The following is a 26,611-nucleotide window of genomic DNA, read 5'->3' as shown; positions in this document are numbered from 1 at the left end:
GTTAATAACCAATTAAATTAAAATAAGCGCTTTGAATTTGGTTGCCCCAAAGCATAGTGATCCAGCCAGCTATCGCTAAATAAGGCCCAAAAGGGATAGGGGTCGCTTTGTCTTTACCTTGTATGCTCAACAGCGCAATACCTATAATGGCACCTACTACGCTCGAAAGCAGAATAATAGTAAGCAGGGACTGCCAGCCAAGTAATGCTCCAAACACAGCAAGCAATTTAAAATCGCCATAACCCATGCCTTCTTTTCCGGTTAGTAACTTAAATAACCAAAACACGCTCCACAAGCTTAAATAGCCACAAGCCGCACCAATAATGGCATCGGTTGGTGTAATTGTGTAACCCATTACTGAGGCAATAAGTGCAAGCCATACAAGCGGAAGTGTAAGTTGATCTGGCAGCAGCATGTGGTCAATATCAATAAAGGTTAGTGCTACTAAAATCCACGTTACAAAAATATATAAAAGGGCTTGCTCGGTCGCACCAAAACTATAGGCAACAATTAAACTTAATAGGGCAGTAATTAGCTCTACAGCAGGGTATCGAGCCGAAATAGGGTTACTGCAGCTTGCACATTTACCTTTAAGTGCTAACCAACTAATAATAGGAATATTCTGCCAAGGCTTAATGGCAGTTTTGCATTTAGGGCAGGTAGAATTGGGTTTTACTAAGTTAAAAGGCTCGTTGATGTTTGGGTTAGAACTATCAGGCTTCGAATTACCTGGTTTAGAGCTATCCGAGTTCGAGTTGTTTTTTTTAAGCTCGTCATCTAGCAATATACGGCATTCACTTTGCCACTCGCGCTGCATCATTAATGGTAAACGATAGATAACCACATTTAAAAAGCTACCAATACATAAACTAATTAAGCCAATCGAGGTTAAATAAAACCATAATTGGCTTTGCATTACTTCTATAATACTTTGCATTTGTTTACCTAAAACTAAAATTCTTTAATAACACACTTAGGACGACGCGATATAAAATTAGGAGAACGCGATATAAAATCGCTGCTACATGTGCGTCCCTTTAAAATCGCAAGGTTTCTTATATTTTTCCAAAGGAATTAAATTACAGAACCTAATTGGAAAATAGGTAAGTACATCGCGATAATTAAACCACCAACAAGTACACCAAGTACAGCCATAATAAGTGGCTCAAGCAAGCTTGAAAGGCCATCTACTGCATCATCGACTTCTTGCTCGTAAATAGTAGCCACTTTCGCGAGCATGCCATCTAGTGAGCCAGACTCCTCACCAATCGCGACCATTTGTATTACCATATCAGGGAATATTTTTGAGTTGCGCATTGCCCAGTTCATCTGATTACCTGAGCTAACCTCTGCCTTAATATCTAAAATGGCATATCGGTAAACAGCATTACCAGAGGCTCCTGCTGCAGAATCAAGCGCATCAACCAACGGCACACCAGCGGCAAACGTAGTTGAAAGAGTTCGTGCATAGCGAGCAACTGCTGCTTTATTTAAAATCATACCGATCACAGGGAGTTTTAGTATTGCTCTGTCGGTAGCGTCTCTAAGTTTTAAACTCCTCAGTTTAGCTTCTTTAAAAGTATAACCGAAAGCAATTATAGCTATTAGTATTACCCACCAATACGCTTGCATAAATTCTGATATACCAATAACAAACAAAGTAAATGCAGGAAGCTCCGCGCCAAACCCTGCAAAAATATCTTGAAACTGGGGTACTACAAATATTAATAATATTGAGGTTACAATACCTGCAATAACTAATACTGACATAGGGTAAAACATTGCTTTTTTAATTTTTGATTTTAGTGCTTCAGACTTCTCTTTATAAATAGCGACACGATCAAATATTCTATCAAGCGCACCTGATTGCTCGCCCGATGCGACTAAGTCACAGTATAAATCATCAAAATAGCGAGGGTGCTTTCGAAGTGCGGTTGATAGTGGTTGGCCTGCTTTAACTTCATCCGCAATAGTCTCCATTAATTTGGCGACACTTTTATTGGTCGAGCCAGAACCAATCATTTCAATAGACTGTATTAACGGTACTCCTGCCATTAGCATGGTCGCAATTTGGCGAGTAACTAGTGCGATATCTTTTGGCGTTATTTTTTGGACACTTTGGATGCCAAATAATGGCTTTGCCTTTCGCTTTACTTTTGATGGCGTGATGCCTTGTTTGCGAAGCTGAGCTTTTACTAATGCAATACTATTCCCGGTAAGCTCGCCTTCAAGTTTCTTTCCTCGCGCACTCACACCTACCCACTGAAAAGTATCGAGGCCTTTATCTTTTTGTTTTATTGCCATTGAGAGTACCCAGCTGAATTTGGTTTAAAACTTCATTATTATAAGCATAACTTAAACTAATGATTCTTGGTAGAAAAGTTGGGCGCTTTAAAATCGTTGCCCAACGGACCAAAATCTAGGTCCGTAAATATACCCTTTATCAGGATCTATATTATTATAAATACTTATCGCTTTTTGTAGGTAAAGGTACCATGCAAAAATAAATAAGATGGCTATTAAAGCTTTTAAGTATTTATTTATGCTAAGGCTTTGGTTGCTTTTTTTATTAATTCTTCCAAGTAGCAATCCCCACATGATAAATAAGAGTGTTTGCGAAACCGGCATTACATGCACACCAGAAAATAGTGAGTATGTAATTCCTATAGCAAAAGAATAAAAAATACTTTCAGTAATTATATCTTTTTTATGATTTTTTAAATGTGTTATGGCTTTTTTAAAGGTCGTACAAACAGTGGTTAAAATACATATAAGAGCGATAAGACCCCATTCATTTAAAATTTCAATTAATGAATTGTGGGGATGACTAAAAGGCGCTGAGCTGCCAAGTGACATTTCAAACACTCCGGGACCATTGCCTATAAATAAATGCTTTAAAGATAGGCTTGAAAGAGTATTAAACCATAAATCAATACGGCCCGAGGTGGACGTGCGTAGTATTTCGGCCCCCCCTTTATTTAATGAGTCCAGAGCATAAAAAGCAATGCAACTTAAAACAAAGCAAGCTAATCCGATAAGTACTTGTTTTTTTAATGTGGTTTTTAAAGCAAGAGCAAAAATAGAGAAAACTAAAAATGAGAGTAAAGCGCCACGAGCTTGCCCAATAAATATAAGTAATAAGTTTAAAAACAAAATGATAAATACAATACGCTGAATATTTTTAAATTTGAGGAGTAGCACCAAAAATGGAAGAACAAACACCTGTACTTGATTAAAAAAGCGAATGTTAATAAATCCAGAGTAAATTATGTAGGGGTTTAAGGGTTGTTGTTCAGATAGCGTAAAAATTATATTAAGTAGGCATATTAAAATGAGGCTTGTATGGGTTATCAGTAATGCATAAATAATAAATAAAATAGATTTTATATTATTTATAGTACTTACATAACACATAGTTAAAATAAGTAAGCTTATATGAAAGGTGTAAAGCAAGCTAAAACTTTGATCCGCACTCATTAATGCAGATAAACAACCACAAAAGATAAAAACCGAAAATAACATTCCATTTTTTTTGTTTAGTGCCAGCTTAAAAGTAGGCTCTATATTGCCTAAAAAAGAAGTAAGCGCTATAAGGCTCATACTAAGTAACAAAGCTATTTGAATTATGCGTTGGTGATTATGATAATCGTAGGAAAATATGGGTATTAAAGGTATTAGCGTACACAGAAAAAACAAGCAGATAAGCGATGGTTTTATTATATTTACTATATTCATGAATGCTGATTCTTACGCATTAAAAAAGCGCCTAACTAGGCGCTTTTAGTAATCAATATATGATTAAGATTGTGGACAACTTTTTGGAGCCAATGTTTTATCATCAGCTAAAGTAGTTGCACATGTCCATTCACCAGAAGTAGCTCTAGTCCAGGTGATAACTGCTTTAGAAACCTGAGACGGTGCATTTTTTATAGCACATGCGATAGTACCTTCTGCACCAGCTGTCATAGAGGCCGTGATAGTACAATTTTGAGTCGATGCATTTTTAATTGCTTTTATATCGTTAACGCTACCAACCGCTTCACCGTTATTTGCAAGTATTTCCATTTCAGTTTTAGCACCTGATATCTCAGCTAAACCAGCTGTCAATTTAGACGATGCTTGGTAGTTTGAGTAAGCAGGCAATGCAATTGCAGCAAGAATACCGATGATTGCTACTACAATCATTAATTCAATTAGGGTGAAACCCTGTTGTTTTTGAGTCATTGTTTTCATTATTCCTCTCCTAAAGGATATATTTTTGTAACTTAAATAGCTTAAGCAGTAAAAGTGCCTAACTTAATTAACTGATTTACTTTACATTTTTACTTAAAATTAATTTTATTACACTCTAGCTTTAGGGTATGAAACACAAAAGCCGTATGTGAATTCATTGTGTTTAGTACTAACTATAAAAGTTTACTAAGATCACTACACGTTGTAGCAACAAATAGTATAGGCATAAAGTAAGTAGTTTAGTTGCTTTAGTTTTTAATTATGTCTTTAAAAACTAAAGGTACTAGTTATTTATGACTACCTTTTAAAATAAAATAGTACAACAGAATTAGTCTATCATTTTATTTTAGTATTTAGCACGTATCTTCTTATAAAAAAGCGATTTTATTTAACAAAATGTTACAAAGTAAGCCTTTCGGGTTATTTAATGCTTTTTTACTTAACTTGTCAATCGATTAGGGGGATTAATTGGCAGTTTTTGCTTTAAAACTGTTCAAAACGCATCGATAAATCGATTGATTGTAAGTTTTTTGTTAACGCTCCGCTTGATATAAAATCGACGCCGGCTTGTGAATAAGTTTTGAGCGTTTCTAGGGTCATATTGCCCGAAACTTCTAATTTTGCACGTTTGTTGGTCAAAATTACAGCTTGTTTAATTTGCTCTACGCTAAAATTGTCGAGCATGATTATGTCGGCACCAGCCTCAATAGCTTGTTTAAGCTCTGGGAGTGATTCTACTTCTACTTCGACAGGTTTGTTTGGGTGGTTTTGTTTAGCTTGAGCTACTGCTTTGTTTATTGTGCCGCAAGCTGCTATGTGATTTTCTTTAATTAAAAAAGCATCAAATAACCCAATACGATGATTTGCACCTCCGCCACATTTTACTGCGTATTTTTGAAGAGCTCGCAGACCTGGAATTGTTTTACGTGTGTCGAGTAGTTGCGTATTTGTACCGCTTAGCTCTTTTACATAATGCGCTGTAGTAGTGGCTGTACCCGATAAGGTTTGCACAAAGTTAAGTGCAGTGCGTTCGGCAGTTAATATTGAACGAGCTGAACCAGTGGCTGTAAATAATGTGCTGTTTGCTTTAACTGCGTCGCCGTCGTTTATTAGTACATTAACCTTAACGCTTGAGTCCACCTGCTTGAATACTTCAAGGATGATATCTTTTCCGCAAAAAATGCAGTCTTCGCGAGTGATTACTTTGGCGCTTGCTAGCTCGTTTTGTGGGATTAGTTGCGCAGTAATATCGCCTGCTTGCGCGGTTTGATAATTTAAATCTTCGTCAAGTGCAAGAGTGACTAGTTGAGTAATGAGGGAGTGCGAAATAGACATAGGATGCTCATAAGCGTTAATAAATTAAGCAAATTTTACTATGTTTATAAAAGAAAGAGAAGCGATTGCCTTTTCGCCAATATAAAGATAAGCGCGTGAAGTAAATTCGTACCTACGTATGGGTTTGAATTATCCATAGGTGAGGTTTTATACCTCGTTTTTAATTTCAAAAGTTACGTTACATGAGCGGATGTAAATTCGCACCTACGTGTGGGTTTGAATTATTTGTAGGTGAGGTTTTATACCTCGCTTGTTACTATCATTTTTTTTACAAATCCTTTAGCATCAACGATATGTATATCTTGATATTTGTATAATAAACGTATCATGAAAATAGATTTAAACGGTGTTTTAAGTACGGTAGCGCAGCGGCCTTGTTCGCATTTTGATGAACGCCCTGATGAGGCTGATATTTCTTTGTTGGTTATTCACAATATATCTTTGCCAGCCGGGCAGTTTGGTACACCTTTCGTTGATGAGTTATTTATGGGTAGCATCGACTGCAATGCTCATCCGAGTTTTAGTGACTTAAAGAATTTACGTGTATCGGCCCATTGCTTTGTAAAGCGCACCGGTGAGGTTATACAATATGTGCCTTTTGAAAAGCGTGCTTGGCATGCAGGCCAATCTGAGTTTGAGGGGGTACCTGCTTGTAATAACTTTAGCATTGGCATTGAGCTTGAAGGTACCGACAGCACGCCATATTCTTTAGCACAGTACAAAACATTAACTATTATTAGTAAATCTATAATGCAACGCTACCCAAAAATAACCTCTTCGCGTATTGTGGGGCATTGCGATATTGCCCCTGGGCGTAAAACCGATCCTGGCAGTAGCTTTAATTGGCCATTGTTTTTTAATATGCTTGAACAACTAAGTTAAGAGAATTATTCCCATGATTTTAGTTTCTATAATAATTGCATTAATACTAGAGCGCTTAGGCGCTCGGTCTAATTACTGGCAGATAAGTTATTACGCAAATGGTTATTTAAATCGCTCTAACAAATTACTTGGTGATAAGGGCTTATTTAGCTCAGCACCGGGCTTTTTAATTTGGCTTTTGCTTCCGGTGATTGCGATGGCACTAATTTATTGTTTATCTGATTTTGTTTTGTGGCAGTTGGGCATTAATATCGCGGTGCTTTTAGTGTGCTTTGGTTGTGCTAAACAGCGTGCTTTATATAAGTCGTACTTAAATGCGTTAACGCGAGATGACGGTACAGCAGCATCTTTATATGCAATGCAAATAGGTCAAAAGCGTACTGATGATCAAGATGGTGGTGAAACCTTTGGGCAAACATTGGCGTGGGTAAACTTTAGATTTTACTGCGCAGTTATTTTTTGGTTTGTTGTTTTAGGCGCGCCAGGTGCAGTTTTATATGCACTGGTACGTACTTTAGCTGATTTAGTACGAGAAGATCATAAAGTAATATTTGCTAAGCGTTTTAAGCTTATACATAAACTATTGTTTTGGCTCGACTGGTTACCTGCACGTATTACCAGCTTTGGTTATTTAGTAATAGGTAACTTTAATAAAGGCACAAGCTGTTGGTTACGTTACGTACTTAACTTTAAATCTCCAAACCGAGAAGTAGTAACATGTACTGCACGTGCTGCAGAGCAAGTTGAAAAGCGTTATTACGGCTGTACCTACGAAGCCACTTGTATGATTAAGCTTGTTAAGCGCAATGTATTATTTTACTTAGTACTTATAGCGCTACTTACATTATTTGGTGGACTATCGTAGTCGCGATTTTACATCGCGCATTGTGTTTTTCGGTTGGGAGGTTAGTTGTCAAATGTCGCGGGGTAAACCCGCTGCTACGATATTGCGTAGTCGCGATTTTACATCGCGCATTGTGTTTTTCGGTTGGGAGATTAGTTGCCAAATGTCGCGGGGTAAACCCGTTGCTACGATATCGCGTATTGTGTTTTTCGGTTGGGAGATTAGTTGCCAAATATCGCGGGGTAAACCCGTTGCTACGAGTTTAGATAAATACTATCCCAATATGGGTAGTCTGCAATATTTTCTATTAAATTTGCACGCAAAGGGTTTGCGACTATGTATCTAGCACAGCTATTTAAGTCTTCGGTACTTCTTATTAAGTGATCATAAAACCCTTTTTGCCAAAGCTTTTGTCTGCCAAATTGTCTATACACCGTGGCTGAGCGTCCTTTGAAGCTTCTAATTACCTCACTTAATGTTGCGCTATCGGATAATTGTAATAACCAATGAATATGGTTTGGCATTATCACGAAAGTATTTGATTTAATCAGTTGCTCTCTTTCTAATCCCCTCATTTCATTGATAATAGCTCTATTAATTATTAAGGTTGTGAATAGGTTGTTTCGCTCATGACAAACCAGTGTAATAGCGTAATAGTGATTTGCTTTTGATACTCTTCCCTTTCGTAATAAATATGAACGATGCATAACATACCCGTATTTTAGCAATCACAGACCCACGAATTTAAAGCATATGCAATTTTTATAAATTTGCGTAGTCGCGATTTTACATCGCGCATTGTGTTTTACGTTTAGGTAATTACTTGCACAATAGTCGCGGGTAAATCCGCTGCTACGATATTGCGTAGTCGCGATTTTACATCGCGCATTGCGTTTTACGTTTAGGTAATTGCTTGCACAATAGTCGCGGGATAAACCCGCTGCTACGATATTGCGTAGTCGCGATTTTATATCCCACATATGTTTTTCGGTTGGAAGATTTTTTGCATAATAGTCGCGGGGTAAACTCGCTGCTACGATATTGCGTGGTCGCGATTTTATATCGCGCATTGTGTTTTATGTTTAGTTGATTGATCGTGTGTAAATTGCAGCTATTTCTTTGGTACTTTTATCCTGTTATTAATTTCTTTAATAAATTCAACTAGAGTTAACACTCTATTTTTCTGGTCAGACCAATTGTTTTCATCCTATTAACGTTATAACAATTTTTGTAAATTGCGCATTGTTTAATCTTCGTTCAAAATGCGTTACGCTGCTTTAATTGCTCAAGTTACCTGTAAATTGACAGCTAATAAGGTTTTTGATACCGTATTGAAAATTTTTGGTATGACCAATTTACCTTTTGGGTAAGTCATACTACTCAAAGCCCCGCTTTATGGGCTCTTGGTATTTATACAACGCGGACGTTGATTCATGTCTTTAAAGATCAAAGCAGCAAAGTTATCTGATGTTATTTTACAGCAACTCGAGAACATGATTCTTGAAGGCTCGTTAGCACCAGGTGAAAAGTTGCCACCAGAGCGTGAACTAGCAAAGCAATTTGAAGTGTCTCGCCCGTCACTGCGTGAGGCAATTCAAAAATTAGAAGCGAAAGGTTTAGTTACGCGTCGCCAGGGTGGCGGCACGTTTGTAAAAAATCAGCTCGAAGAAGGGCTTACTGATCCACTTTTTGATTTGATTAGTAAACACCCTGAGTCGCAGTTTGATTTACTTGAATTTCGTCATGCATTAGAAGGGATTGCTGCTTACTACGCGGCACTGCGCGGGACCAGCAACGATTTTAGCAAAGTGAAAGAAAGCTTTGATAAAATTGCCCTAGTTAATGATGATTTACAGCAAAAAGCAAAAGCAATTAATGCATTTCACTTTAGCGTGGCAGAAGCTTCGCATAATGTGGTGTTACTGCATTTAGTAAGAGGCATGAAAGCGCTGCTTGAGCAAAATGTATTGCAAAATTTAACTGTTTTATTAAAAAAGTCAGATATTAGCAGTCAATTAGCCCAACACAGGCGTTTATTAATGGATGCCGTTATTGACGGTAATCCAGAACAAGCCCGTTTAGCAAGTAATGCGCACTTAGCATTTATCGAAGAAGCACTACTTGAAGCAGGCAAAGAACATTCGCGAATTGAACGTAGTTTAAGACGCACTAAACAAAATTAAGTTAGTACATAACTACTTTGAACACACAAATTAAGTAGCTGTGATATTAAATTAACAATATTCGTATTTTAAACATAAGGAAACCTCCATATGTCTGAAGTCAATAAAATTGACGTAGACGCGCTAGAAACACAAGAGTGGTTACAAGCTCTTGAATCAGTTGTGCGCGAAGAAGGTGTTGAACGAGCTCAGTTTTTACTTGAGCAAGTATTAGAGCAAGCCCGTTTAGACGGCGTTGATATGCCAACGGGTATTACCACGAACTACGTTAATACTATTCCTGTAGATCAAGAACCTGCTTACCCGGGTGATGTAAATCTTGAGCGTCGTATTCGTTCAATTATACGTTGGAACGCGATTATGATCGTTCTACGTGCATCTAAAAAAGATCTCGACTTAGGCGGCCATATGGCGTCTTACCAATCATCTGCTGCATTTTATGAAGTGTGTTTTAACCACTTTTTTAAAGCGCCAAATGATGTAGACGGTGGTGACTTAGTTTATTACCAAGGTCATATTTCTCCTGGTATTTATGCACGTGCATTTGTTGAAGGTCGTTTATCGGCTGCACAACTAGATAACTTCCGCCAAGAAGTTGATGGCGAAGGCTTACCATCGTACCCACACCCTAAGTTAATGCCTGAATTTTGGCAGTTCCCTACGGTATCAATGGGCTTAGGTCCTATTTCGTCTATTTACCAAGCGCGCTTCTTAAAATACTTAGATGGTCGTGGCTTAAAAGATACTAAAAACCAACGTGTATACGCGTTTTTAGGTGACGGTGAAATGGATGAGCCAGAATCACGTGGCGCTATTTCTTTTGCTGCACGTGAAAAACTAGATAACCTTTGTTACTTAGTTAACTGTAACTTACAGCGTTTAGACGGCCCAGTTATGGGTAACGGTAAAATTATTCAAGAGCTAGAAGGCTTGTTTAAAGGCGCTGGCTGGAACGTAATTAAACTAGTGTGGGGCAGCGGTTGGGATATTCTTCTAGCTAAAGACACAACGGGTAAATTACTACAGTTAATGAACGAAACTGTTGATGGCGATTACCAAACATATAAAGCTAAAGATGGCGCGTACGTACGTGAAAATTTCTTTGGTCGTTACCCAGAAACAGCAGCACTTGTTGCTGACATGACAGATGACGAAATTTTCGCGCTTAAGCGTGGTGGTCATGAGTCATCAAAATTATTTGCTGCATTTAAAAAAGCAGAAGACACTAAAGGTCGTCCAACTGTAATTCTTGCTAAAACTGTAAAAGGTTACGGCATGGGTGAAGCAGCTGAAGGTAAAAACATTGCGCACCAAGTGAAAAAAATGGACATGTCGCATGTTGCACATTTACGTTCACGCCTTGGTCTTGATGATTTAGTATCTGAAGAGCAACTTGCAGAACTACCTTATTTAGAGCTTGAAGAAGGTTCACCTGAGTATAAATACCTACATGCTCGTCGTGATTCACTTAAAGGTTATACACCTAAGCGTATACCACGTTTTAGTGAAAAACTTACGTTGCCAGAAGTAGACGCGTTTAAGCCGCTACTTGAAGAACAAAAACGTGATATTTCTACGACTATGGGTTTTGTTCGTGCACTTAATATCTTATTAAAAGACAAAGGCATTGGTAAAAACATCGTACCAATTATTGCCGATGAAGCGCGTACATTTGGTATGGAAGGTTTATTCCGTCAAATCGGTATTTATAACCCGCATGGCCAAAACTATACGCCACAGGATCGTGATATTGTTTCTTACTATAAAGAAACTGTATCAGGGCAAGTGCTTCAAGAAGGTATTAATGAGTTAGGTGCAATGTCGTCATGGGTTGCTGCTGCAACTTCATACAGCACTAACGATTTACCAATGATCCCATTCTACATTTACTACTCTATGTTTGGTTTCCAACGCGTTGGCGACATGGCATGGATGGCGGGCGATCAACAAGCACGTGGTTTCTTATTAGGTGCTACTGCGGGTCGTACCACGCTAAATGGTGAAGGCTTGCAACACGAAGATGGTCACAGTCATATTCTTGCTAATACGGTTCCTAACTGTATTTCATATGACCCAACTTACGCGTTTGAAGTAGCTGTTATTGTACAAGACGGTATTCGTCGTATGTACGGTGATGACCAAGAAAATATTTACTACTACCTAACGCTTATGAACGAAAACTACCATCAGCCAGCTATGCCAGAAGGCGCTGAAGAAGGTATTCGTAAAGGTATTTACAAGCTTGAAAGTTACGAAGGTAAAAAAGCCAACGTACAGCTATTAAGCTCAGGTACTATTATGACTGAAGTACGTAAAGCCGCTACGATTCTAAGCGAAGAGTATGGCATTGCGTCTGACGTGTTCTCTGTAACGTCTTTCAACGAATTAACGCGTGAAGGTCAAGATGTTGAACGTTTCAACATGCTTAATCCTGAAGGCGAGCAAAAAACAGCATTCATCACAAGCGTATTAAACGACTCTGTGACTGTTGCAGCAACGGATTACATGAAAAACTACGCAGAACAAGCGCGTTCATTTATTCCAAGCAGCAACTACAAAGTGTTAGGTACAGATGGTTACGGTCGTTCTGATAGCCGTGAAAACCTACGTCGTCACTTTGAAGTTAACGCGGGCTACGTTGTTGTTGCTACGTTATCTGAACTTGCTAAACGCGGTGAAGTTGAGAAGTCAGTAGTTGTTGAAGCTCTTAAAAAGTTCAACATCGACACTAACAAACTTAACCCACTGTACGCATAAGAGGTTTGCAATGAGTATTGAAATTAAAGTACCAGATATTGGTGACGACGAAGTAGAAGTAACCGAAATATTAGTAAGCGTTGGCGACAAAGTAGATGTTGACCAATCATTATTAAATGTTGAAGGCGACAAAGCATCAATGGAAATACCTGCTTCGCAAGCGGGTACAGTTAAAGAAATTAAAGTAAACGTTGGCGACACCGTTACAACTGGCTCTTTAGTATTTTTGTTTGAAGGCGAGAGTGAAAGCACTGGTGAAGAAAAAGCATCAGCCGCTGCTCCAGCTAAATCTGAAGAGGCAGCACCTGCTGCTTCTACAGGTTCTTCAACTAAAGAAGTAACCGTACCAGATATTGGCGATGATGAAGTTGAAGTAACTGAAATCATGGTTGCTGTTGGCGACACCGTTTCAGAAGAGCAATCTATCTTAAACGTGGAAGGCGACAAGGCAGCAATGGAAGTTCCAGCTCCATTTGCCGGTATAGTTAAAGAAATTAAAGTCGCCGCTGGCGATACAGTTAAAACAGGCTCATTAGTGTTTGTCTTTGAAGTAGCAGGAAGTGAATCTGCAGCACCGGCTAAAGAGTCGGCTCCTGTAGAAGCGCCAGCAGCTAGCTCAACAGCAAACGCAGCACCAAGTACTAAAGAAGTGAATGTACCTGATATTGGTGGCGATGAAGTTGAAGTAACTGAAATTATGGTTGCAGTTGGCGATACGGTTGAAGAAGATCAATCAATCTTAAACGTTGAAGGCGACAAAGCTGCAATGGAAGTACCCGCTCCATTTGCAGGTACAGTTAAAGAAATTAAAGTAGCCGCTGGCGATAAAGTATCGACTGGCTCATTAATTTTTGTATTTGAAGTTGCAGGCAGCGCGCCAGTAGCAGCACCTGCACCAGCTGAAAAATCAGCACCTGCAGCTGCGGCTAAAACTGAGTCGGCACCGGCTCAAGCGGCACCAGCAAAAGCAAGTAATGAAAGCTTCACAGAAAACAACGCGTATGCTCATGCATCACCTGTTGTTCGCCGTTTAGCGCGTGAGTTTGGTATTAACCTAGCTAACGTAAAAGGCACTGGTCGCAAAGCCCGTATAGTTAAAGAAGACGTGCAAAACTATGTTAAAAACTTAGTTAAGCAAGTTGAGTCGGGTCAATTGTCAGCAGGTAGTAGCGCTGGTGGCAGCGAGCTTGGTCTTATTCCATGGCCTAAAGTAGATTTTGCTAAGTTTGGCGAAATTGAAGAGCAAAAGCTGTCTCGTATTCAAAAGCTATCAGGCAAAAACTTACACCGTAACTGGGTGCAAATCCCACATGTTACACAGTTTGACGAAGCTGATATCACAAGCCTTGAAGTATTCCGCAAAGAGCAAAATGTGCTTAGCGAGAAGAAAAAGCTGGGTGTTAAAATTACGCCACTTGTGTTTGTAATGAAAGCAGCTGCAAAAGCACTTGCTGAATTTCCAAAATTCAACTCATCGCTTTCTGCAGACGGCGAAAGCTTAATCCTTAAAAAGTACATTAACATTGGTGTTGCAGTTGATACGCCAAACGGTTTAGTTGTACCAGTGTTTAAAGATGTTGATAAAAAAGGCATTATTGAACTATCACGCGAATTAATGGAAGTATCTGTTAAAGCACGTGACGGGAAGCTTACATCGTCTGATATGCAAGGTGGTTGTTTTACTATTTCTAGCCTTGGCGGTATTGGCGGTACGGCATTTACGCCGATTGTTAATGCACCAGAAGTGGCTATTTTAGGTGTGTCTAAATCTGAAATGAAACCCAAATGGAATGGCAAAGAGTTTGAACCAAAACTAATGGTTCCGCTGTCTATGTCATACGACCATAGGGTTATTGACGGAGCCTTAGCTGCACGCTTTACTGTGACTCTTGCAAGTTACATGAGCGATATTCGCCAATTGGTGATGTAATCGCTGGACAATGAATAGAATCAAATCCCAGCCAGTTGTTTTTAGCTGGGATTTTTACCATTTGCAATGATACAATCTTTGCACAAATTTGTGATCTGCTCTCACTTTCTGCCTTGCAGAAACATGGCAGTTAAACTTTAGGGCAGTGTCCCGTTCAAACAATTAAGGTAATAGCATGAGCAACGAATTAAAAACTCAAGTTGTTGTACTAGGCGGTGGTCCTGGTGGTTACTCTGCGGCATTCCGCGCTGCTGACTTGGGCTTAGAAGTTACATTGGTAGAATCTCGTGAAACATTAGGCGGCGTATGTCTTAATGTTGGTTGTATTCCTTCAAAAGCACTTTTACACGTAGCTAAAGTGATTGATGATGCAGCTGAAATGTCATCTCATGGTGTTACTTTTGGCGCACCAAAGATCGATCTTGACCAAGTTCGTACTTGGAAAGATTCTGTAGTTGGCCAGTTAACTGGTGGACTAGAGGGCATGGCTAAAATGCGTAAAGTGAAAGTTGTATCTGGTTACGGCAAATTCACTGGCAGCAATACTTTAGTAGTTGAAGGCGAGAAAGACTCTACAACTATCACGTTTGATAACGCGATTATTGCAGCAGGTTCTAAACCAGTTAACTTACCTTTCATCCCACAAGATGACCGTGTAATTGATTCAACTGGCGCGCTAGAGCTTAAAGATGTACCAGAAAAACTACTTGTACTTGGTGGTGGTATTATCGGTCTTGAAATGGGTACGGTTTACCGTGCACTAGGTTCTGCAATTGATGTTGTAGAATTTGCTGACCAATTAGTTCCAGCAGCTGATAAAGACATTATCAAAATTTACCAAAAATACGTAAGCAAAAAATTCAACGTAATGCTTTCAACTAAAGTTGTTGGTGTTGAAGCTAAAAAAGATGGCTTATACGTAACGTTTGAAGGTAAAAACGCACCAGCAGAACCTGTACGTTACGACAAAGTGCTTGTTGCAGTTGGCCGTACTCCAAACGGTAACTTACTTGATGCTGAAAAAGCGGGCGTAAACGTTGATGAGCGTGGCTTTATTAATGTTGATAAGCAATTACGTACTAACGTAAGCCATATTTTTGCAATTGGTGACTTAGTTGGCCAGCCTATGCTTGCGCATAAAGCGGTTCATGAAGGTCATGTTGCTGCAGAAGTTATTTCTGGTCAGAAGCATTTCTTCGACCCTAAATGTATTCCTTCGATTGCGTATACTGACCCAGAAATCGCTTGGGTAGGTGTTACTGAGAAAGAAGCAAAAGAGCAAGGCCTAAAAATTGAAACTGCGGTATTCCCGTGGGCAGCTTCTGGTCGTGCTATTGCATCATCTCGTACTGAAGGTTCTACTAAACTTATTTTTGATAAAGAAAGTGGCCGTATAATCGGTGGTGCTATGATCGGTATTAACGCGGGCGAAATGCTTGGCGAAATCGGTTTAGGTATTGAAATGGGTGCTGATGGTGAAGACTTAGCGCTTACTATTCATGCTCACCCTACATTGAATGAATCAATCGGCCTTGCAGCTGAAATTTTTGAAGGTTCGATCACTGACTTACCAAACAAAAAAGCAGTTAAAAAGAAGTAATTTAACTTTTTGGCATTTGTTTGAAAAACCCAACTTCGGTTGGGTTTTTTATGTCTGGTTTTTAATTTAAGAGATGTTGAATTAATTCAATGATACCAATCTGCTTATATATGGGGTCTATTTAACGTTAAGAAAATTACGCTAGAACTAGGCAAAAGTTTTTGTATCTAGTTGTTCTAAATAAAAAATTTTTAACGACGTTATAGTGCAATTTAATTCGTTAAATTGATCAAAGATTTATGCAGGTTGGTATGACTATAAATATAAGATTAAATAGCGATAAGTCGTTACAATGCGCGCTTAATTAATTGAAGGTAAATACAGTGAAAAACTCAGTTTTAGCATTACGCGCTCAACAAATAAGTGAATCCCGTCGAGAGTTTAATGCTCGAGGCGGTAAATTAGATCGCTGTGAGCAATGCTTAATAGCTAAGCACTACTGTATTTGTAAAGGTGTTGAGCATGCAGATTGTAAAGCAGCTGTGTGCTTATTAATGTATCACAATGAAAGTTTTAAACCTTCTAATACTGGGCGCTTAATTGCTGAAATAGTGCCAGAGAACCACGCATTTAGATGGGATAGAACAGACCCTAACCCCGCTCTTTTAGCTTTGATAAGCGATTCACAATATCAGCCAATGGTAGTATTCCCTGCTGAAGATGTAGAAGAGGGCAGGGCCATTACCGAAATAAGTATTGAAGAGGGTAAAAAACCGCTATTTATATTTTTAGATGGTACCTGGCGTGAAGCTAAAAAAATGATTCGCAAAAGCCCATACTTAGATAACTTGCCTGTACTTTCTGTTACTGCTGATAAACTATCTGATTACCGATTACGTGTTGCCCCTCATGCGCATCAACTAGGCACTGCTGAAGTGGCTATTATGGTGCTAGCGCTTGCGGGAGAAATGGATGCATCTTCTAAATTAGAACAGCATTTTATTAAGTTTCGTGATGCGTATTTGCTTGGTAAGCGCAATAAAGGCAGGCCATTAGAAGACTAATTTTTTACGCAGTTAAGCGAAAGCTTGCTGCTCTTTTAAGTGAGCAAGTGCTTTATTTTGAATTGCTCTGAAGCCTTCTTCAGATGTTAATTGTAAAACCGTATTATATAATTGGCTTACGCTATTGTGAGCCTGAATAAACGAGGTGCAGTCCTCACCAATCATATCCTTAGCCTCTTCGACTCGCTTTAAAAAGTAACAGCTAATATCGGTTTTTCCTTTAAAGTGAGTAGTCGCAATAGCGTTAGATATTCTATTAAGCTGATAACTAAATTCATCAGGTCGAGAACCCTCACCCCATTTACTAATAGAAATATCGCTTTCTAACTGGATAATTACGTTAAGTATGTTTTTAAACTCACTCATTGGCATATTTAAAAAGTTATAACCTTTGGGGCTAAATAAAGCTTTATACGGATTTTCGTTGGGAGTTTGGGCACTAAAAACGCCAATTGGTTTTGCTGTACTTGCGTCTGATACTTTACATAAAAAGGTATTGCTTTGCGGCGTTTTAAAATTCATATCCATTGAGTATTTATGATCCTTGCGTTACTTAGTTATCGGCGCAATTAATGAAAAACTTAGCGAAATTTAAAATATTAATAAAGTATTTGAAGGTATTAATATTGATTAGCTGGGATGCAGTATTACCCTGCAAAAGTTAGTGGTAGTTGCTTAGAGCTTTACTAAACCCAAATTTTAGGCAAAGAAAAGCGCGCTCTATCTCTAGGCGCGCTTGCGGAATCTTCTAATTTTCTGCATCCTGCAATTGAACTTAATCAACTCCAATTTTTACTAATCCATGTTTATTACTATATTACTTTTTAGTTCTATGTAATGTAGACCATCCGGGCCTGTATCCTTAAATTCCTAAATATCCTGTAGGGTGAATACTATTACCAAATCCTTAATTACACTTCCTAGTGTATCCCTATTTTAACCAATCCATTGTGTTGCCTTAAAGGCCTGTCCATTTATTCCTTAAACATCCTGTTAAACAACTTAGCCGTGTTGTTATCCTTTTCGCATCTTCCTGACGCTGTCCTTTTTACAACATCGCGTTGTGATACTCATCCTGAGCCTGTCCTAAAATCCGTGTTGTCCTGGTAACCTAATCATTGGTTGGTTGAGTAAGCAGTCCATTTCCTTTTACTCAATAAGCGTCATTGCTTGGTTGATGCGTAAATTATAGTGCAATAGAGCAACTAAAATAGGGATAAAACTACATTCAATTAGTATTTATGCAATAGTAATAATGTAAAAGTTCAATTAATACAGGTTGTTAGGTTGTTTTTGTGTGTTTTTTATCTTGATTTTTACTCATTAGCTGTCACATCCGTGAGACATCTCTTACACTGCATTTCCTTTTTGGGCGTTATTTACATATTTACATTTATTTAAAGTGTGCACTTTTTGAATGAGCGCGGTAGAATTCAATGATAATAACAATTATTTAGGTGAAATAATGAAGACAGTATTTACACTTGTTTTAGGATTAGCAGCATCGGCACCAGCCTTTGCAAGTGACGTTGTTAATATCTATTCTTTTCGTCAGCCGTTTTTGATTCAGCCAATTTTAGAAGATTTTACAAAACAAACGGGAATAAAAACCAATGTTGTTTTTGCTAAAAAAGGGTTAATTGAGCGTGTTAAACGTGAAGGTAAACATAGTAAAGCCGATTTAGTATTAACCTCTAATTTTAGTGCGCTTATTCAATTAGAAGATTTAAAATTAACACAAACTATAAAAAGTGACAGTGTAAATAATAACGTGCCTGCAGCTTTTCGTGACGGTGATGGCCAATGGGTCGCGCTTACTAAGCGAGTTCGTAATGTGTATTCATCAAAAGAGCGAATTGGTGCGTTACCTAAGCTCACTTATGAAGATTTAGCAGATCCTAAATACAAAGGACAAATTTGTACGCGCTCTGGCAAACATCCATATAACTTAGGTTTAGTGGCTTCTATGATTGCACACCATGGTGAAGCGCAAACCAAAGAGTGGCTTGAAGGTGTTAAGGCTAATTTAGCACGTAAACCTCAAGGTAACGATCGTGCTCAAGTTAAAGCAGTTAAAGAAGGTTTATGTAACTTGGCATTAGGTAATAGTTACTATCTTGGTAAAATGCTAGAAGATAAAGAGCAAAAAGGTTGGGCAGAGGCCGTAAATATTAACTTTCCGAATCAAACTAATCGTGGCTCACACATAAATGTTTCGGGTGCGGTTATTACCAAATATGCTAAAAACCCTGAAAATGCATTAAAGCTCATAGAATATATGACCGACAGCAAAGCACAAAACATGTATGCCTCATTAAATATGGAGTATCCAGTTAAGTCGGGTGTTGAACTATCAAGTTTGGTTGCCTCTTGGGGGAGTTTTAAAGAAGACAGCTTGCCACTTGATGAGATTAGTAAATATCGTCCGTTAGCGCTTAAGCTAATTGATGAGGTGAAGTTCGATCTTTAATGACTAATAAATTTAAGCTGTCTAAATGGCAGCTCTTTGCGTGGTCGACTGGCTTAATTCTATCGGCCCCGTTGTTTTTTCTTCTTTTTGAATCTCTACAAGGTAGCTCTGAGGTGTTTTCTCACCTGTGGGATACCGTGCTTTGGGATTACATAACCAATACCGTATTGCTTGTTTTAGGTGTTTGCGTCCTTAGCTGCGCCATAGCTTTGCCACTTGGATGGCTAACGGCTTACTGTAGTTTCCCGGGTAAAAAACAGTTTGAATGGGCACTTATGCTGCCCCTTGCTATGCCCACCTATATTATTGCCTATGTATACACTGATTTATTAGATTATGCGGGCCCGGTGCAAATAGCGCTGAGAGAATGGTTTGGCTGGCAAACGCCTAATGACTATTGGTTTTTTGATATACGTACATTACCCGGCGCCATAGTTATGATTGCCTTGGTGCTTTATCCGTATTTATTTTTGATTTTTAAAACGGCTCTTCGCGAGCAGTCATTCAAATTAGTACAAGCTAGCCAGTTAATGGGGTTATCTCCTTGGCAAAGTTTCTTTAAAGTAAGCTTAGTGCTCTCTCGTGGGGCTATTGTCGCGGCTCTTGCGCTTATAAGTATGGAAACCATGGCTGACTTTGCAACAGTGAGTTATTTTGCCGTAAGTACATTAACAACTGCCGTATACGATACGTGGTTTGGTTATTACTCACTTACAGCGGCAGCTAAAATATCGGGTGTGATGTTATTACTGTTATTTTTAGCATTAATGGCAGAGCGCTTTAGTCGTCGTAACCAAGCGGTATTTGAGCGCCAATCAAGTGTAAATAGCGAATCTCTCTATGTATTAAAAGGAAAGTCAGCTTGGCTCGCAACGGCATTTTGCAGCTTTATTTTACTTATCGCGTTTGTGATCCCTATTGCAGTACTTATAAATTACGCCATTACCTACTTTGATAAAGCATGGAATGTAGAGTTTTTTAGTTACGCTTGGCAAAGTTTAAAAGTGGCTGGGGTTGTGAGCCTAATAACGATTACGTTGAGTATTTTTGTCGTTTTTTATCAGCGTGTGGCAAAGCAAACGTATCCGCTTATTCCCGGGCGTTTAGCAAGCACAGGCTATGCGTTGCCTGGCACAGTACTCGCTATTGCGGTTTTGTTACCTCTTACATTGTTAGAGAACACCATCAACACAGCGCTCGAGCCGTATAATTTAGATATTGGCTTGCTGCTTACAGGTAGTATTCTTACTATTATTATTGCTTATATTGTTAGGTTTTACGCCATTGCACACGGAGCAATTGAGTCGAGTTTTTTACGTATTAGCCCATCACTTGATATGGCAAGCCAATCAATGGGTAAAAGCCAAGGGCAAACGCTGCGTTTAGTGCACCTACCTTTACTGCGAAGAGGATTACTTACTGCTGCGTTATTGGTATTTATTGAGTGTATGAAAGAACTGCCAGCTGCGCTATTGCTCAGACCGTTTAATTTTGAAAGCTTAGCTACTCATGTATTTCAGTATGTGAGTGACGAGCAGTTAGAGCTTGCTTCTATATCGGCATTATTTATTGTTATTGTTGGGTTTATTCCTTTGTATTTTATTAATCGTTCTATGGAGCAGCGTAGTTAAATGAGTAGTTTAATTTTACAAGGCGTGAGCTATCACTATAACGGTACAAAGGTTATTCACGATTTAGATTTAACAGTGGGTAAAGATGAAATTGTTTGTCTACTCGGAGCGAGTGGGTGCGGCAAAACGACCACGTTAAAAGCGATTGCAGGTTTAATTGAAGCTAAGCAAGGGTCTATTTTTATAGACGGTAAATTAGTGAGTGATGAGCAATCGTTTGTCTCGCCTGAGCACCGTAACATCGGCATGATGTTTCAAGATTATGCATTGTTTCCGCATTTAACGGTAGCAAATAATATCGCATTCGGGCTTAGTAAAATGAGTAAAGCTCAAAAGCAGCAACGCGTTGATGAAATGCTTAAGCTGGTACATTTAATTGGCTGTGCTGACAGGTTCCCGCATCAGTTATCGGGTGGTCAACAACAACGCGTAGCTATTGCTCGTGCATTAGCTTATAAGCCTAGTTTATTGCTACTTGATGAACCTTTTTCAAATATCGACACACAAGTACGCTTTGAATTAATTGCCGATATACGTCGAATTATTAAGGCAACTCAAGTATCTGCTGTATTTGTTACACACTCAAAAGAAGAGGCGTTTGCCTTTTCAGATACACTTGCCATTATGCATCGCGGTAAAATTGAGCAACAAGGCACGCCTGAGCAGCTTTTTGCAGCGCCATGTTCAAAGGAGGTTGCAGAATTTCTGGGTCAAGGCATATACTTGAACGCAGAAGTGTTAACAGCAACTGAATACAGAACACCATTTGGTTTAGTCGAGTCCTATGTTGAAAATAAGCATAGCGTAAGCGTAGGGCTTATATATGTGCGCCCTCATCAAATAGAATTAGTGGTAGATAACCAGAGTGACAAGTTCAGCAAGCGAGCTACAATCATAAGTCGTCGCTTTATTGGTTCTGCGTATGTTTATTCGGTTGTTATTGATGAACAAGAAATTGAAGTTGCTGCACAATATGGCCAGTCATTTGAAAATGATGAGCAGGTTATAATAAAAATAAAACCTCACACGGTGAATTTTTTCGAATCGTAATTAATTTGTTATTCGCTGTGTTTTTATCTGTAAAATTAAGGAATAACAATGGCGCAAGCGCAATCAGGGATTTGTGCTGAAGCAAACTTACACGGTTTGCACTTATTTTTTAATGTGTTTGATGGTCAAGATGAATCACTTCGCGCAAAGTTAAAACAAGTAAGCGCTATTGAAGAAGAGTTTAGCGATCAATTTTCAGAATCAATGCTCTCTTGTATGGTTGCTATTGGCGCCCAGTATTGGCCGCATATTCTCCCAGAGTTCATTCCTAGTGAATTACAGAGCTTTCCTAATATAAACCACAGCGATCACCAAATGAGCGTACAACCGTGCGATTTATTTGTGCAAATTCGCTCTGACCGTGAAGACGTTAACCATTTATTTGCGCTGCAAATTTTAAAACTATTTGCCCCCGATGTTGAGCTGGTAGAGCAAATTCGTAACTTTCGCTTTTTAGATGGTCGTGATTTTAATGGTTTTATTTATGGTGGCGACACCGCGCATGGAAGAAAAAAACGCGCTACGGCTTTAATTAGTAACCCTGGTAATTTTGAAGATCAGGGGAGTTATATTCATGTACAACGTTATAAGCATGACTTAACTATGTGGCAGCACTTATCATTGAGTGAGCAAGAACAAATAATGGGGCGTACGCGCCTTGATAACACACTAATTACCCCCGCGATCGAAACCAGCCATGCTTCGCGAAGTGAGCTAAAAGACGAAGACGGGCAACCGCTACTATTAAATCAGAGCATGCCTTATGGCGATGTGTATGAGCAGGGAATGTTATCAATTACATGCGCTTGTACGGGCACCGCATTTGAAAAAGTACTTAATAGTCGTTTAGGGGAAGGAGATTGTTACGACCACTGGCTTGATTTTACTCAAGCCGATATGGGTTCTGCTTTTTTTGCACCTTCAGTCGGGTTTTTAAAACAGATTTAGTTTACTAATTTAGTTATTAAACCGTATCAAATAAAATGCGAACACGTTCAAGTGTTACGTCTATTTCAGATATTTTAGCTGGGGCGATAAAAATAGTATCGTCGCCTGCAATTGTGCCTAGTACGCCATCTGCTTTACCTAATGAATCTAATAATCGTGCTATTAATTGTGCTGCACCAGGACTGGTACGAATAATGATCATCATTTCGTTGTGCATAATGTCGATTACTAATTGGCGTAATGGGCTTTTAGCCGTAGGTACACCCATTTCAGCTGGTAAGCAGTAAACCATTTCTTGTTTGGCGTTACGTGTGCGTACAGCACCAAATTTACTTAGCATGCGCGATACTTTACTTTGGCTTATATTGTCAAAGCCTTGATCTTTTAATGCATCAACTATTTCGCCTTGAGAGCCAAAATTTTCTTCTTTTAATAGTGATTTAAATGCTTTTACCAGTGCTTCTTGTTTATCTTGTGGTTGCATAGTCTTTATTCGTTTTTGTTATTTATGCCGCAAATTCTACACAAAAATGAATAATTATGCAGCAGTTGTTTAGTTAACTTGCCAGTTTGATGCGTTAAATCACAAAAGTTTACGACTATGGTCGAAAATATACTTGAAATAGACAGGATAAATTTGTTTTTAGTCGCTAATTTCATTATCTTAAGAGCCACAAATGTTTCCTACCTCAAATTACGGAGAATTCCAATGAAAGTTGCTGTATTAGGTGCTGCAGGCGGTATCGGCCAAGCGTTGTCTTTATTATTAAAAACAGGCTTACCAGCTGGCTCTGAATTATCACTTTATGATGTTGCACCAGTAGTACCAGGTGTTGCGGTTGACCTTTCTCACATCCCAACAGATGTTAAAGTAGCAGGCTTTGGCGCAGACGAATTAAACAAAGCGCTTGAAGGCTCTGACATCGTTCTTATCCCAGCGGGTATGCCACGTAAACCAGGTATGGATCGTGCTGATTTATTTAATGTAAATGCTGGCATCATCAAAACTTTAGCAGAAGGCATTGTTGCTAGCTGTCCTAAAGCGTTAGTAGGTATTATTACTAACCCAGTAAATGGCACAGTTCCAATCGTTGCTGAAGTATTCAAAAAAGCAGGTACTTACGACGCTAAACGCGTATTCGGTATTACTACGCTTGACGTTATTCGTTCAGAAGCATTTGTTGCTGAACTTAAAGGCGTAGACGTAGCAACTGTGAAAGTACCAGTAATTGGTGGTCACTCAGGCACAACTATTCTTCCTCTACTTTCTCAAGTTGAAGGTGTTTCTTTCACTGATGAAGAAGTTGCTGCACTTACTCCACGTATCCAAAATGCGGGTACTGAAGTTGTAAATGCTAAAGCAGGCGGTGGTTCAGCTACGCTATCTATGGGTGCTGCTGCAGCTCGTTTTTGTATGTCTTTAGTTAAAGGCCTACAGGGTGAAGAAGTTGTAGATTACGCTTACGTTGCTGTTGAAAATGGCGATGCAGAGTACTTTGCACATCCAGTACGTTTAGGTAAAAACGGCGTAGAAGAAATTCTTTCTTACGGCGAACTAAGCGCATTTGAAACAAAAGCAAAAAATGACATGCTTGAAACACTGAAAAAAGACATCAAAGAAGGTGTTGATTTCATGGCGTAATAGCCAAAGTAGAATAACAAAAAAGCCTGCATTTGCAGGCTTTTTTATTGCTCAGAATTAATTTCACACTGTGTAACTAGTTAAAACTAGTGGTCGCGGTCAACCGCAATACGAGCAAGGCTTATGAGTGCTTGCTTATAGTCAGACTCAGCTAAAAAGTCTAAACACGCAATAGCTTTGTCAGCTTCAAGCTCTGCTTTTTGCATTGTAAATTCAAGCGCATTAGTTTGCTTTAGTGCCGATAGAATGTCTTCTAAATGCTCCATACCATTACTGTGCTCTATTGCATCACGAATAAGCTGCGTTTGCTGCTCGCTACCATGTTGCATAGCATAAATAAGTGGAAGCGTTGGTTTGCCTTCAGCTAAATCATCACCAATGTTTTTACCCAACTGCTCAGCATCTGCATTGTAATCGAGTACATCATCTACTAGCTGAAACGCAGTACCTAAATGCATACCATATAGGTTTAGTGCATCGAGAGTAGTTTGGTCTTGCTCAGTAATAATGGCAGCAAGGCCTGTCGCTGCTTCAAACAACTTAGCTGTTTTAGAGTAAATAACCTGCATATAACTGGCTTCGGTCGTATCTGGGTCGTTGCAGTTCATTAACTGCAATACTTCACCTTCAGCAATAATGTTTGTTGCATCGGCAAGTACTTGCATAACCTGCATTTTTCCAAGGCCAACCATAAGCTGAAATGAACGAGTGTAAATAAAGTCACCAACCAATACGCTAGCAGCATTACCAAATTCAGCATTTGCTGTAGGTGTGCCACGTCGTAAGTTTGATTCATCTACAACATCATCATGCAATAGCGTTGCTGTATGAATAAACTCAACAATTGTTGCAAGTGTTATGTGATCTTTACCCTGATAACCGAGCGCTTTGGCTGCTAAAATCGCGAGCATTGGACGAACGCGTTTGCCGCCACTGCTAACTATATATAAACCAAGCTGATTAACTAACGCCACATCTGAGCGCATTTGCGCATGTATAAGTTGATTGACGTCATTCATATCGCTTTCGATTAACGCCTGGATAGCTTTTATATCCATTGATCTCCGAGCCAATTTTTATGTGTGAACGGCGCAGATTGTACAACAAAAAATGCACTAGCTCGATATTTTGTGACGATTGATTGAAAAAACACTATTAAAGTACTTAATTTAGACTGAATTAGCCAAGATAACTGATTAATTGATAATCAATATACAGTTTATGGTGTGCTTAGATATTAAGCTGTGAGGGTCATATTTGAGTACATTAATTTATTTCGACTAAGAGTTAAAAAGCGCTTGGCAAAAGGGCTAATTAATATAAAATGGGGTAAATATTGAATTGCTCTCAAAGCAGCTACTTTTTATTCATTTTAATTACAAAATAGGCTTGCTAGTTATTTCGCGTTAGCGTAAACTTCGCGCCCTATCGAAGAATATTTTAGTTGCGCCGATTTGAGGGTGCACAGACGGAGTTAATTATGTACGCGGTTTTCCAAAGTGGTGGTAAACAGCATCGTGTGACTGAAGGTCAAACGATTCGTCTTGAAAAATTAGACGTTGAAACTGGTGCGGCAGTAGAATTTGATTCAGTACTTTTAGTTGCTGATGGTGAGAAAATCGAGATCGGTGTACCGTTCGTAAACGGTGGCAAGATAACAGCTGAGGTTGTTTCACATGGTCGCGGTGAGAAGATTAAGGTTGTTAAATTTAGACGCCGTAAGCATTCTCGTAAGCAAATGGGCCATCGTCAATGGTTCACTGAAGTTAAAATCACTAGCATTAGCGCTTAATTAGAGGTACTTAGAAATGGCACATAAAAAAGCAGCTGGTAGTACTCGTAACGGTCGCGATTCAGAAAGCAAACGCCTAGGTGTTAAGCGTTTTGGTGGCGAATCAGTTCTAGCGGGTAGCATCATTGTTCGTCAGCGTGGAACTCGTTTCCACCCTGGTACTAACGTAGGTATCGGTAAAGACCACACTATCTTCGCAAAAGCAGATGGTAAAGTTCAGTTTGAACAAAAAGGTCCTTTAAACCGTAAATACGTAACTATCGTAACTGAGTAATCAGTAAGGTAGTTAAAAACCCCGCCTTTGCGGGGT

Annotated in this window: 23 protein-coding genes; 14 read left to right on the top strand and 9 right to left on the bottom strand. The window is 39.0% G+C overall.

Annotated features, from left to right (window positions below; genetic code table 11):
- Window position 1: 1 nt before the first annotated feature.
- The 5 genes from I6F40_RS02150 to nadC all read right to left on the bottom strand — a co-directional run bounded on the left by I6F40_RS02150 (window position 2) and on the right by nadC (window position 5,568).
- The gene (locus I6F40_RS02150; protein ID WP_197192436.1) at window positions 2–937 is read right to left on the bottom strand and encodes a prepilin peptidase; all 936 of its coding nucleotides are present in this window, start codon (window positions 935–937) and stop codon (window positions 2–4) included.
- A 137-nt stretch (window positions 938–1,074) separates the two neighbouring features.
- Window positions 1,075–2,304, bottom strand: a complete 1,230-nt coding sequence (locus I6F40_RS02145; protein WP_197192435.1) for a type II secretion system F family protein — start codon at window positions 2,302–2,304, stop codon at window positions 1,075–1,077.
- Between the two features lie 87 nt (window positions 2,305–2,391).
- On the bottom strand, window positions 2,392–3,735 hold the full coding sequence (locus I6F40_RS02140) for an O-antigen ligase family protein (RefSeq protein WP_197192434.1): 1,344 nt from the start codon (window positions 3,733–3,735) through the stop codon (window positions 2,392–2,394).
- Between the two features lie 63 nt (window positions 3,736–3,798).
- Entirely contained in the window at window positions 3,799–4,233 is a 435-nt protein-coding gene (locus I6F40_RS02135) for a pilin (RefSeq protein ID WP_197192433.1), read from the bottom strand.
- Window positions 4,234–4,716: 483 nt separating this feature from the next.
- Complete coding sequence (nadC, locus tag I6F40_RS02130) at window positions 4,717–5,568, bottom strand: carboxylating nicotinate-nucleotide diphosphorylase (RefSeq protein ID WP_197192432.1); 852 nt, start codon at window positions 5,566–5,568, stop codon at window positions 4,717–4,719.
- A gap of 327 nt (window positions 5,569–5,895) precedes the next feature.
- Here nadC and ampD point away from each other — a divergent pair, with 327 nt between their 5' ends.
- Window positions 5,896–6,450: a 1,6-anhydro-N-acetylmuramyl-L-alanine amidase AmpD gene (gene ampD / locus I6F40_RS02125; protein ID WP_166376424.1), complete on the top strand. Its 555-nt coding sequence runs from the start codon at window positions 5,896–5,898 to the stop codon at window positions 6,448–6,450.
- A gap of 13 nt (window positions 6,451–6,463) precedes the next feature.
- On the top strand, window positions 6,464–7,315 hold the full coding sequence (ampE, locus tag I6F40_RS02120) for a beta-lactamase regulator AmpE (protein WP_197192431.1): 852 nt from the start codon (window positions 6,464–6,466) through the stop codon (window positions 7,313–7,315).
- Between the two features lie 233 nt (window positions 7,316–7,548).
- Here the strand turns inward: ampE and I6F40_RS02115 are convergent, their stop codons facing one another.
- Window positions 7,549–8,001 (bottom strand): REP-associated tyrosine transposase, encoded by a 453-nt coding sequence (locus I6F40_RS02115; protein ID WP_197192430.1) that lies wholly within the window; start codon window positions 7,999–8,001, stop codon window positions 7,549–7,551.
- Window positions 8,002–8,727: 726 nt separating this feature from the next.
- Here I6F40_RS02115 and pdhR point away from each other — a divergent pair.
- From pdhR to I6F40_RS02090, 5 genes are all read left to right on the top strand, one after another.
- The gene (gene pdhR / locus I6F40_RS02110) at window positions 8,728–9,477 is read left to right on the top strand and encodes a pyruvate dehydrogenase complex transcriptional repressor PdhR (RefSeq protein WP_007586129.1); all 750 of its coding nucleotides are present in this window, start codon (window positions 8,728–8,730) and stop codon (window positions 9,475–9,477) included.
- A gap of 90 nt (window positions 9,478–9,567) precedes the next feature.
- The gene (aceE, locus tag I6F40_RS02105; RefSeq protein WP_166376427.1) at window positions 9,568–12,234 is read left to right on the top strand and encodes a pyruvate dehydrogenase (acetyl-transferring), homodimeric type; all 2,667 of its coding nucleotides are present in this window, start codon (window positions 9,568–9,570) and stop codon (window positions 12,232–12,234) included.
- A gap of 10 nt (window positions 12,235–12,244) precedes the next feature.
- The gene (gene aceF, locus I6F40_RS02100) at window positions 12,245–14,164 is read left to right on the top strand and encodes a pyruvate dehydrogenase complex dihydrolipoyllysine-residue acetyltransferase (protein WP_197192429.1); all 1,920 of its coding nucleotides are present in this window, start codon (window positions 12,245–12,247) and stop codon (window positions 14,162–14,164) included.
- 175 nt (window positions 14,165–14,339) lie between these two features.
- Complete coding sequence (gene lpdA, locus I6F40_RS02095; protein ID WP_007586124.1) at window positions 14,340–15,764, top strand: dihydrolipoyl dehydrogenase; 1,425 nt, start codon at window positions 14,340–14,342, stop codon at window positions 15,762–15,764.
- A gap of 323 nt (window positions 15,765–16,087) precedes the next feature.
- Window positions 16,088–16,768: a tRNA-uridine aminocarboxypropyltransferase gene (locus I6F40_RS02090; protein ID WP_197192428.1), complete on the top strand. Its 681-nt coding sequence runs from the start codon at window positions 16,088–16,090 to the stop codon at window positions 16,766–16,768.
- A 12-nt stretch (window positions 16,769–16,780) separates the two neighbouring features.
- Here the strand turns inward: I6F40_RS02090 and I6F40_RS02085 are convergent, their stop codons facing one another.
- Complete coding sequence (locus I6F40_RS02085; RefSeq protein WP_165727149.1) at window positions 16,781–17,296, bottom strand: hypothetical protein; 516 nt, start codon at window positions 17,294–17,296, stop codon at window positions 16,781–16,783.
- Between the two features lie 937 nt (window positions 17,297–18,233).
- Between I6F40_RS02085 and I6F40_RS02080 the strand changes: the two genes are divergently transcribed.
- From I6F40_RS02080 to I6F40_RS02065, 4 genes are read left to right on the top strand one after another with little or no spacing between them, the layout of a single operon-like run.
- Window positions 18,234–19,238: a Fe(3+) ABC transporter substrate-binding protein gene (locus I6F40_RS02080; RefSeq protein ID WP_024590632.1), complete on the top strand. Its 1,005-nt coding sequence runs from the start codon at window positions 18,234–18,236 to the stop codon at window positions 19,236–19,238.
- Complete coding sequence (locus I6F40_RS02075) at window positions 19,238–20,869, top strand: ABC transporter permease (protein ID WP_197192427.1); 1,632 nt, start codon at window positions 19,238–19,240, stop codon at window positions 20,867–20,869. Before I6F40_RS02080 ends, I6F40_RS02075 begins: the two co-directional genes overlap by 1 nt.
- Entirely contained in the window at window positions 20,870–21,919 is a 1,050-nt protein-coding gene (locus tag I6F40_RS02070; protein WP_197192426.1) for an ABC transporter ATP-binding protein, read from the top strand.
- A gap of 48 nt (window positions 21,920–21,967) precedes the next feature.
- Window positions 21,968–22,867: a Dyp-type peroxidase gene (locus I6F40_RS02065; RefSeq protein WP_166376431.1), complete on the top strand. Its 900-nt coding sequence runs from the start codon at window positions 21,968–21,970 to the stop codon at window positions 22,865–22,867.
- A gap of 16 nt (window positions 22,868–22,883) precedes the next feature.
- Here I6F40_RS02065 and argR read toward each other — a convergent pair whose 3' ends face one another.
- Window positions 22,884–23,351 (bottom strand): transcriptional regulator ArgR, encoded by a 468-nt coding sequence (argR, locus tag I6F40_RS02060; protein ID WP_002957753.1) that lies wholly within the window; start codon window positions 23,349–23,351, stop codon window positions 22,884–22,886.
- 225 nt (window positions 23,352–23,576) lie between these two features.
- Here argR and mdh point away from each other — a divergent pair, with 225 nt between their 5' ends.
- Complete coding sequence (gene mdh, locus I6F40_RS02055) at window positions 23,577–24,509, top strand: malate dehydrogenase (RefSeq protein WP_007586102.1); 933 nt, start codon at window positions 23,577–23,579, stop codon at window positions 24,507–24,509.
- A gap of 86 nt (window positions 24,510–24,595) precedes the next feature.
- Here mdh and ispB read toward each other — a convergent pair whose 3' ends face one another.
- Complete coding sequence (gene ispB, locus I6F40_RS02050; RefSeq protein WP_007586099.1) at window positions 24,596–25,567, bottom strand: octaprenyl diphosphate synthase; 972 nt, start codon at window positions 25,565–25,567, stop codon at window positions 24,596–24,598.
- A gap of 422 nt (window positions 25,568–25,989) precedes the next feature.
- Here ispB and rplU point away from each other — a divergent pair, with 422 nt between their 5' ends.
- Together rplU and rpmA are read left to right on the top strand one after the other, a co-directional pair.
- Window positions 25,990–26,301 carry a 50S ribosomal protein L21 gene (gene rplU, locus I6F40_RS02045; RefSeq protein ID WP_002957748.1) on the top strand — a complete coding sequence of 104 codons (312 nt, stop codon included), beginning with the start codon at window positions 25,990–25,992 and terminating at the stop codon, window positions 26,299–26,301.
- A 16-nt stretch (window positions 26,302–26,317) separates the two neighbouring features.
- Complete coding sequence (gene rpmA, locus I6F40_RS02040; protein WP_002957747.1) at window positions 26,318–26,575, top strand: 50S ribosomal protein L27; 258 nt, start codon at window positions 26,318–26,320, stop codon at window positions 26,573–26,575.
- The last annotated feature ends 36 nt before the right edge of the window (window positions 26,576–26,611 follow it).

This window comes from Pseudoalteromonas sp. SWXJ133 (genome assembly GCF_015864365.1).
GTDB classification, from domain to species: domain Bacteria; phylum Pseudomonadota; class Gammaproteobacteria; order Enterobacterales; family Alteromonadaceae; genus Pseudoalteromonas; species Pseudoalteromonas arctica.
The sequence above is the reverse complement of the archived record's forward strand: the minus strand, read 5'-3'. Positions and strand labels throughout refer to the sequence as shown.

Bases quoted from the DNA above. Each gene is read 5' to 3' on its own strand.
- I6F40_RS02150 (WP_197192436.1), bottom strand. From the start codon at position 937: ATGCAAAGTATTATAGAAGTAATGCAAAGCCAATTATGGTTTTATTTA.
- I6F40_RS02145 (WP_197192435.1), bottom strand. From the start codon at position 2,304: ATGGCAATAAAACAAAAAGATAAAGGCCTCGATACTTTTCAGTGGGTA.
- I6F40_RS02140 (WP_197192434.1), bottom strand. From the start codon at position 3,735: ATGAATATAGTAAATATAATAAAACCATCGCTTATCTGCTTGTTTTTT.
- I6F40_RS02135 (WP_197192433.1), bottom strand. From the start codon at position 4,233: ATGAAAACAATGACTCAAAAACAACAGGGTTTCACCCTAATTGAATTA.
- nadC (WP_197192432.1), bottom strand. From the start codon at position 5,568: ATGTCTATTTCGCACTCCCTCATTACTCAACTAGTCACTCTTGCACTT.
- ampD (WP_166376424.1), top strand. From the start codon at position 5,896: ATGAAAATAGATTTAAACGGTGTTTTAAGTACGGTAGCGCAGCGGCCT.
- ampE (WP_197192431.1), top strand. From the start codon at position 6,464: ATGATTTTAGTTTCTATAATAATTGCATTAATACTAGAGCGCTTAGGC.
- I6F40_RS02115 (WP_197192430.1), bottom strand. From the start codon at position 8,001: ATGCATCGTTCATATTTATTACGAAAGGGAAGAGTATCAAAAGCAAAT.
- pdhR (WP_007586129.1), top strand. From the start codon at position 8,728: ATGTCTTTAAAGATCAAAGCAGCAAAGTTATCTGATGTTATTTTACAG.
- aceE (WP_166376427.1), top strand. From the start codon at position 9,568: ATGTCTGAAGTCAATAAAATTGACGTAGACGCGCTAGAAACACAAGAG.
- aceF (WP_197192429.1), top strand. From the start codon at position 12,245: ATGAGTATTGAAATTAAAGTACCAGATATTGGTGACGACGAAGTAGAA.
- lpdA (WP_007586124.1), top strand. From the start codon at position 14,340: ATGAGCAACGAATTAAAAACTCAAGTTGTTGTACTAGGCGGTGGTCCT.
- I6F40_RS02085 (WP_165727149.1), bottom strand. From the start codon at position 17,296: ATGGATATGAATTTTAAAACGCCGCAAAGCAATACCTTTTTATGTAAA.
- I6F40_RS02080 (WP_024590632.1), top strand. From the start codon at position 18,234: ATGAAGACAGTATTTACACTTGTTTTAGGATTAGCAGCATCGGCACCA.
- I6F40_RS02075 (WP_197192427.1), top strand. From the start codon at position 19,238: ATGACTAATAAATTTAAGCTGTCTAAATGGCAGCTCTTTGCGTGGTCG.
- I6F40_RS02070 (WP_197192426.1), top strand. From the start codon at position 20,870: ATGAGTAGTTTAATTTTACAAGGCGTGAGCTATCACTATAACGGTACA.
- I6F40_RS02065 (WP_166376431.1), top strand. From the start codon at position 21,968: ATGGCGCAAGCGCAATCAGGGATTTGTGCTGAAGCAAACTTACACGGT.
- argR (WP_002957753.1), bottom strand. From the start codon at position 23,351: ATGCAACCACAAGATAAACAAGAAGCACTGGTAAAAGCATTTAAATCA.
- mdh (WP_007586102.1), top strand. From the start codon at position 23,577: ATGAAAGTTGCTGTATTAGGTGCTGCAGGCGGTATCGGCCAAGCGTTG.
- ispB (WP_007586099.1), bottom strand. From the start codon at position 25,567: ATGGATATAAAAGCTATCCAGGCGTTAATCGAAAGCGATATGAATGAC.
- rplU (WP_002957748.1), top strand. From the start codon at position 25,990: ATGTACGCGGTTTTCCAAAGTGGTGGTAAACAGCATCGTGTGACTGAA.
- rpmA (WP_002957747.1), top strand. From the start codon at position 26,318: ATGGCACATAAAAAAGCAGCTGGTAGTACTCGTAACGGTCGCGATTCA.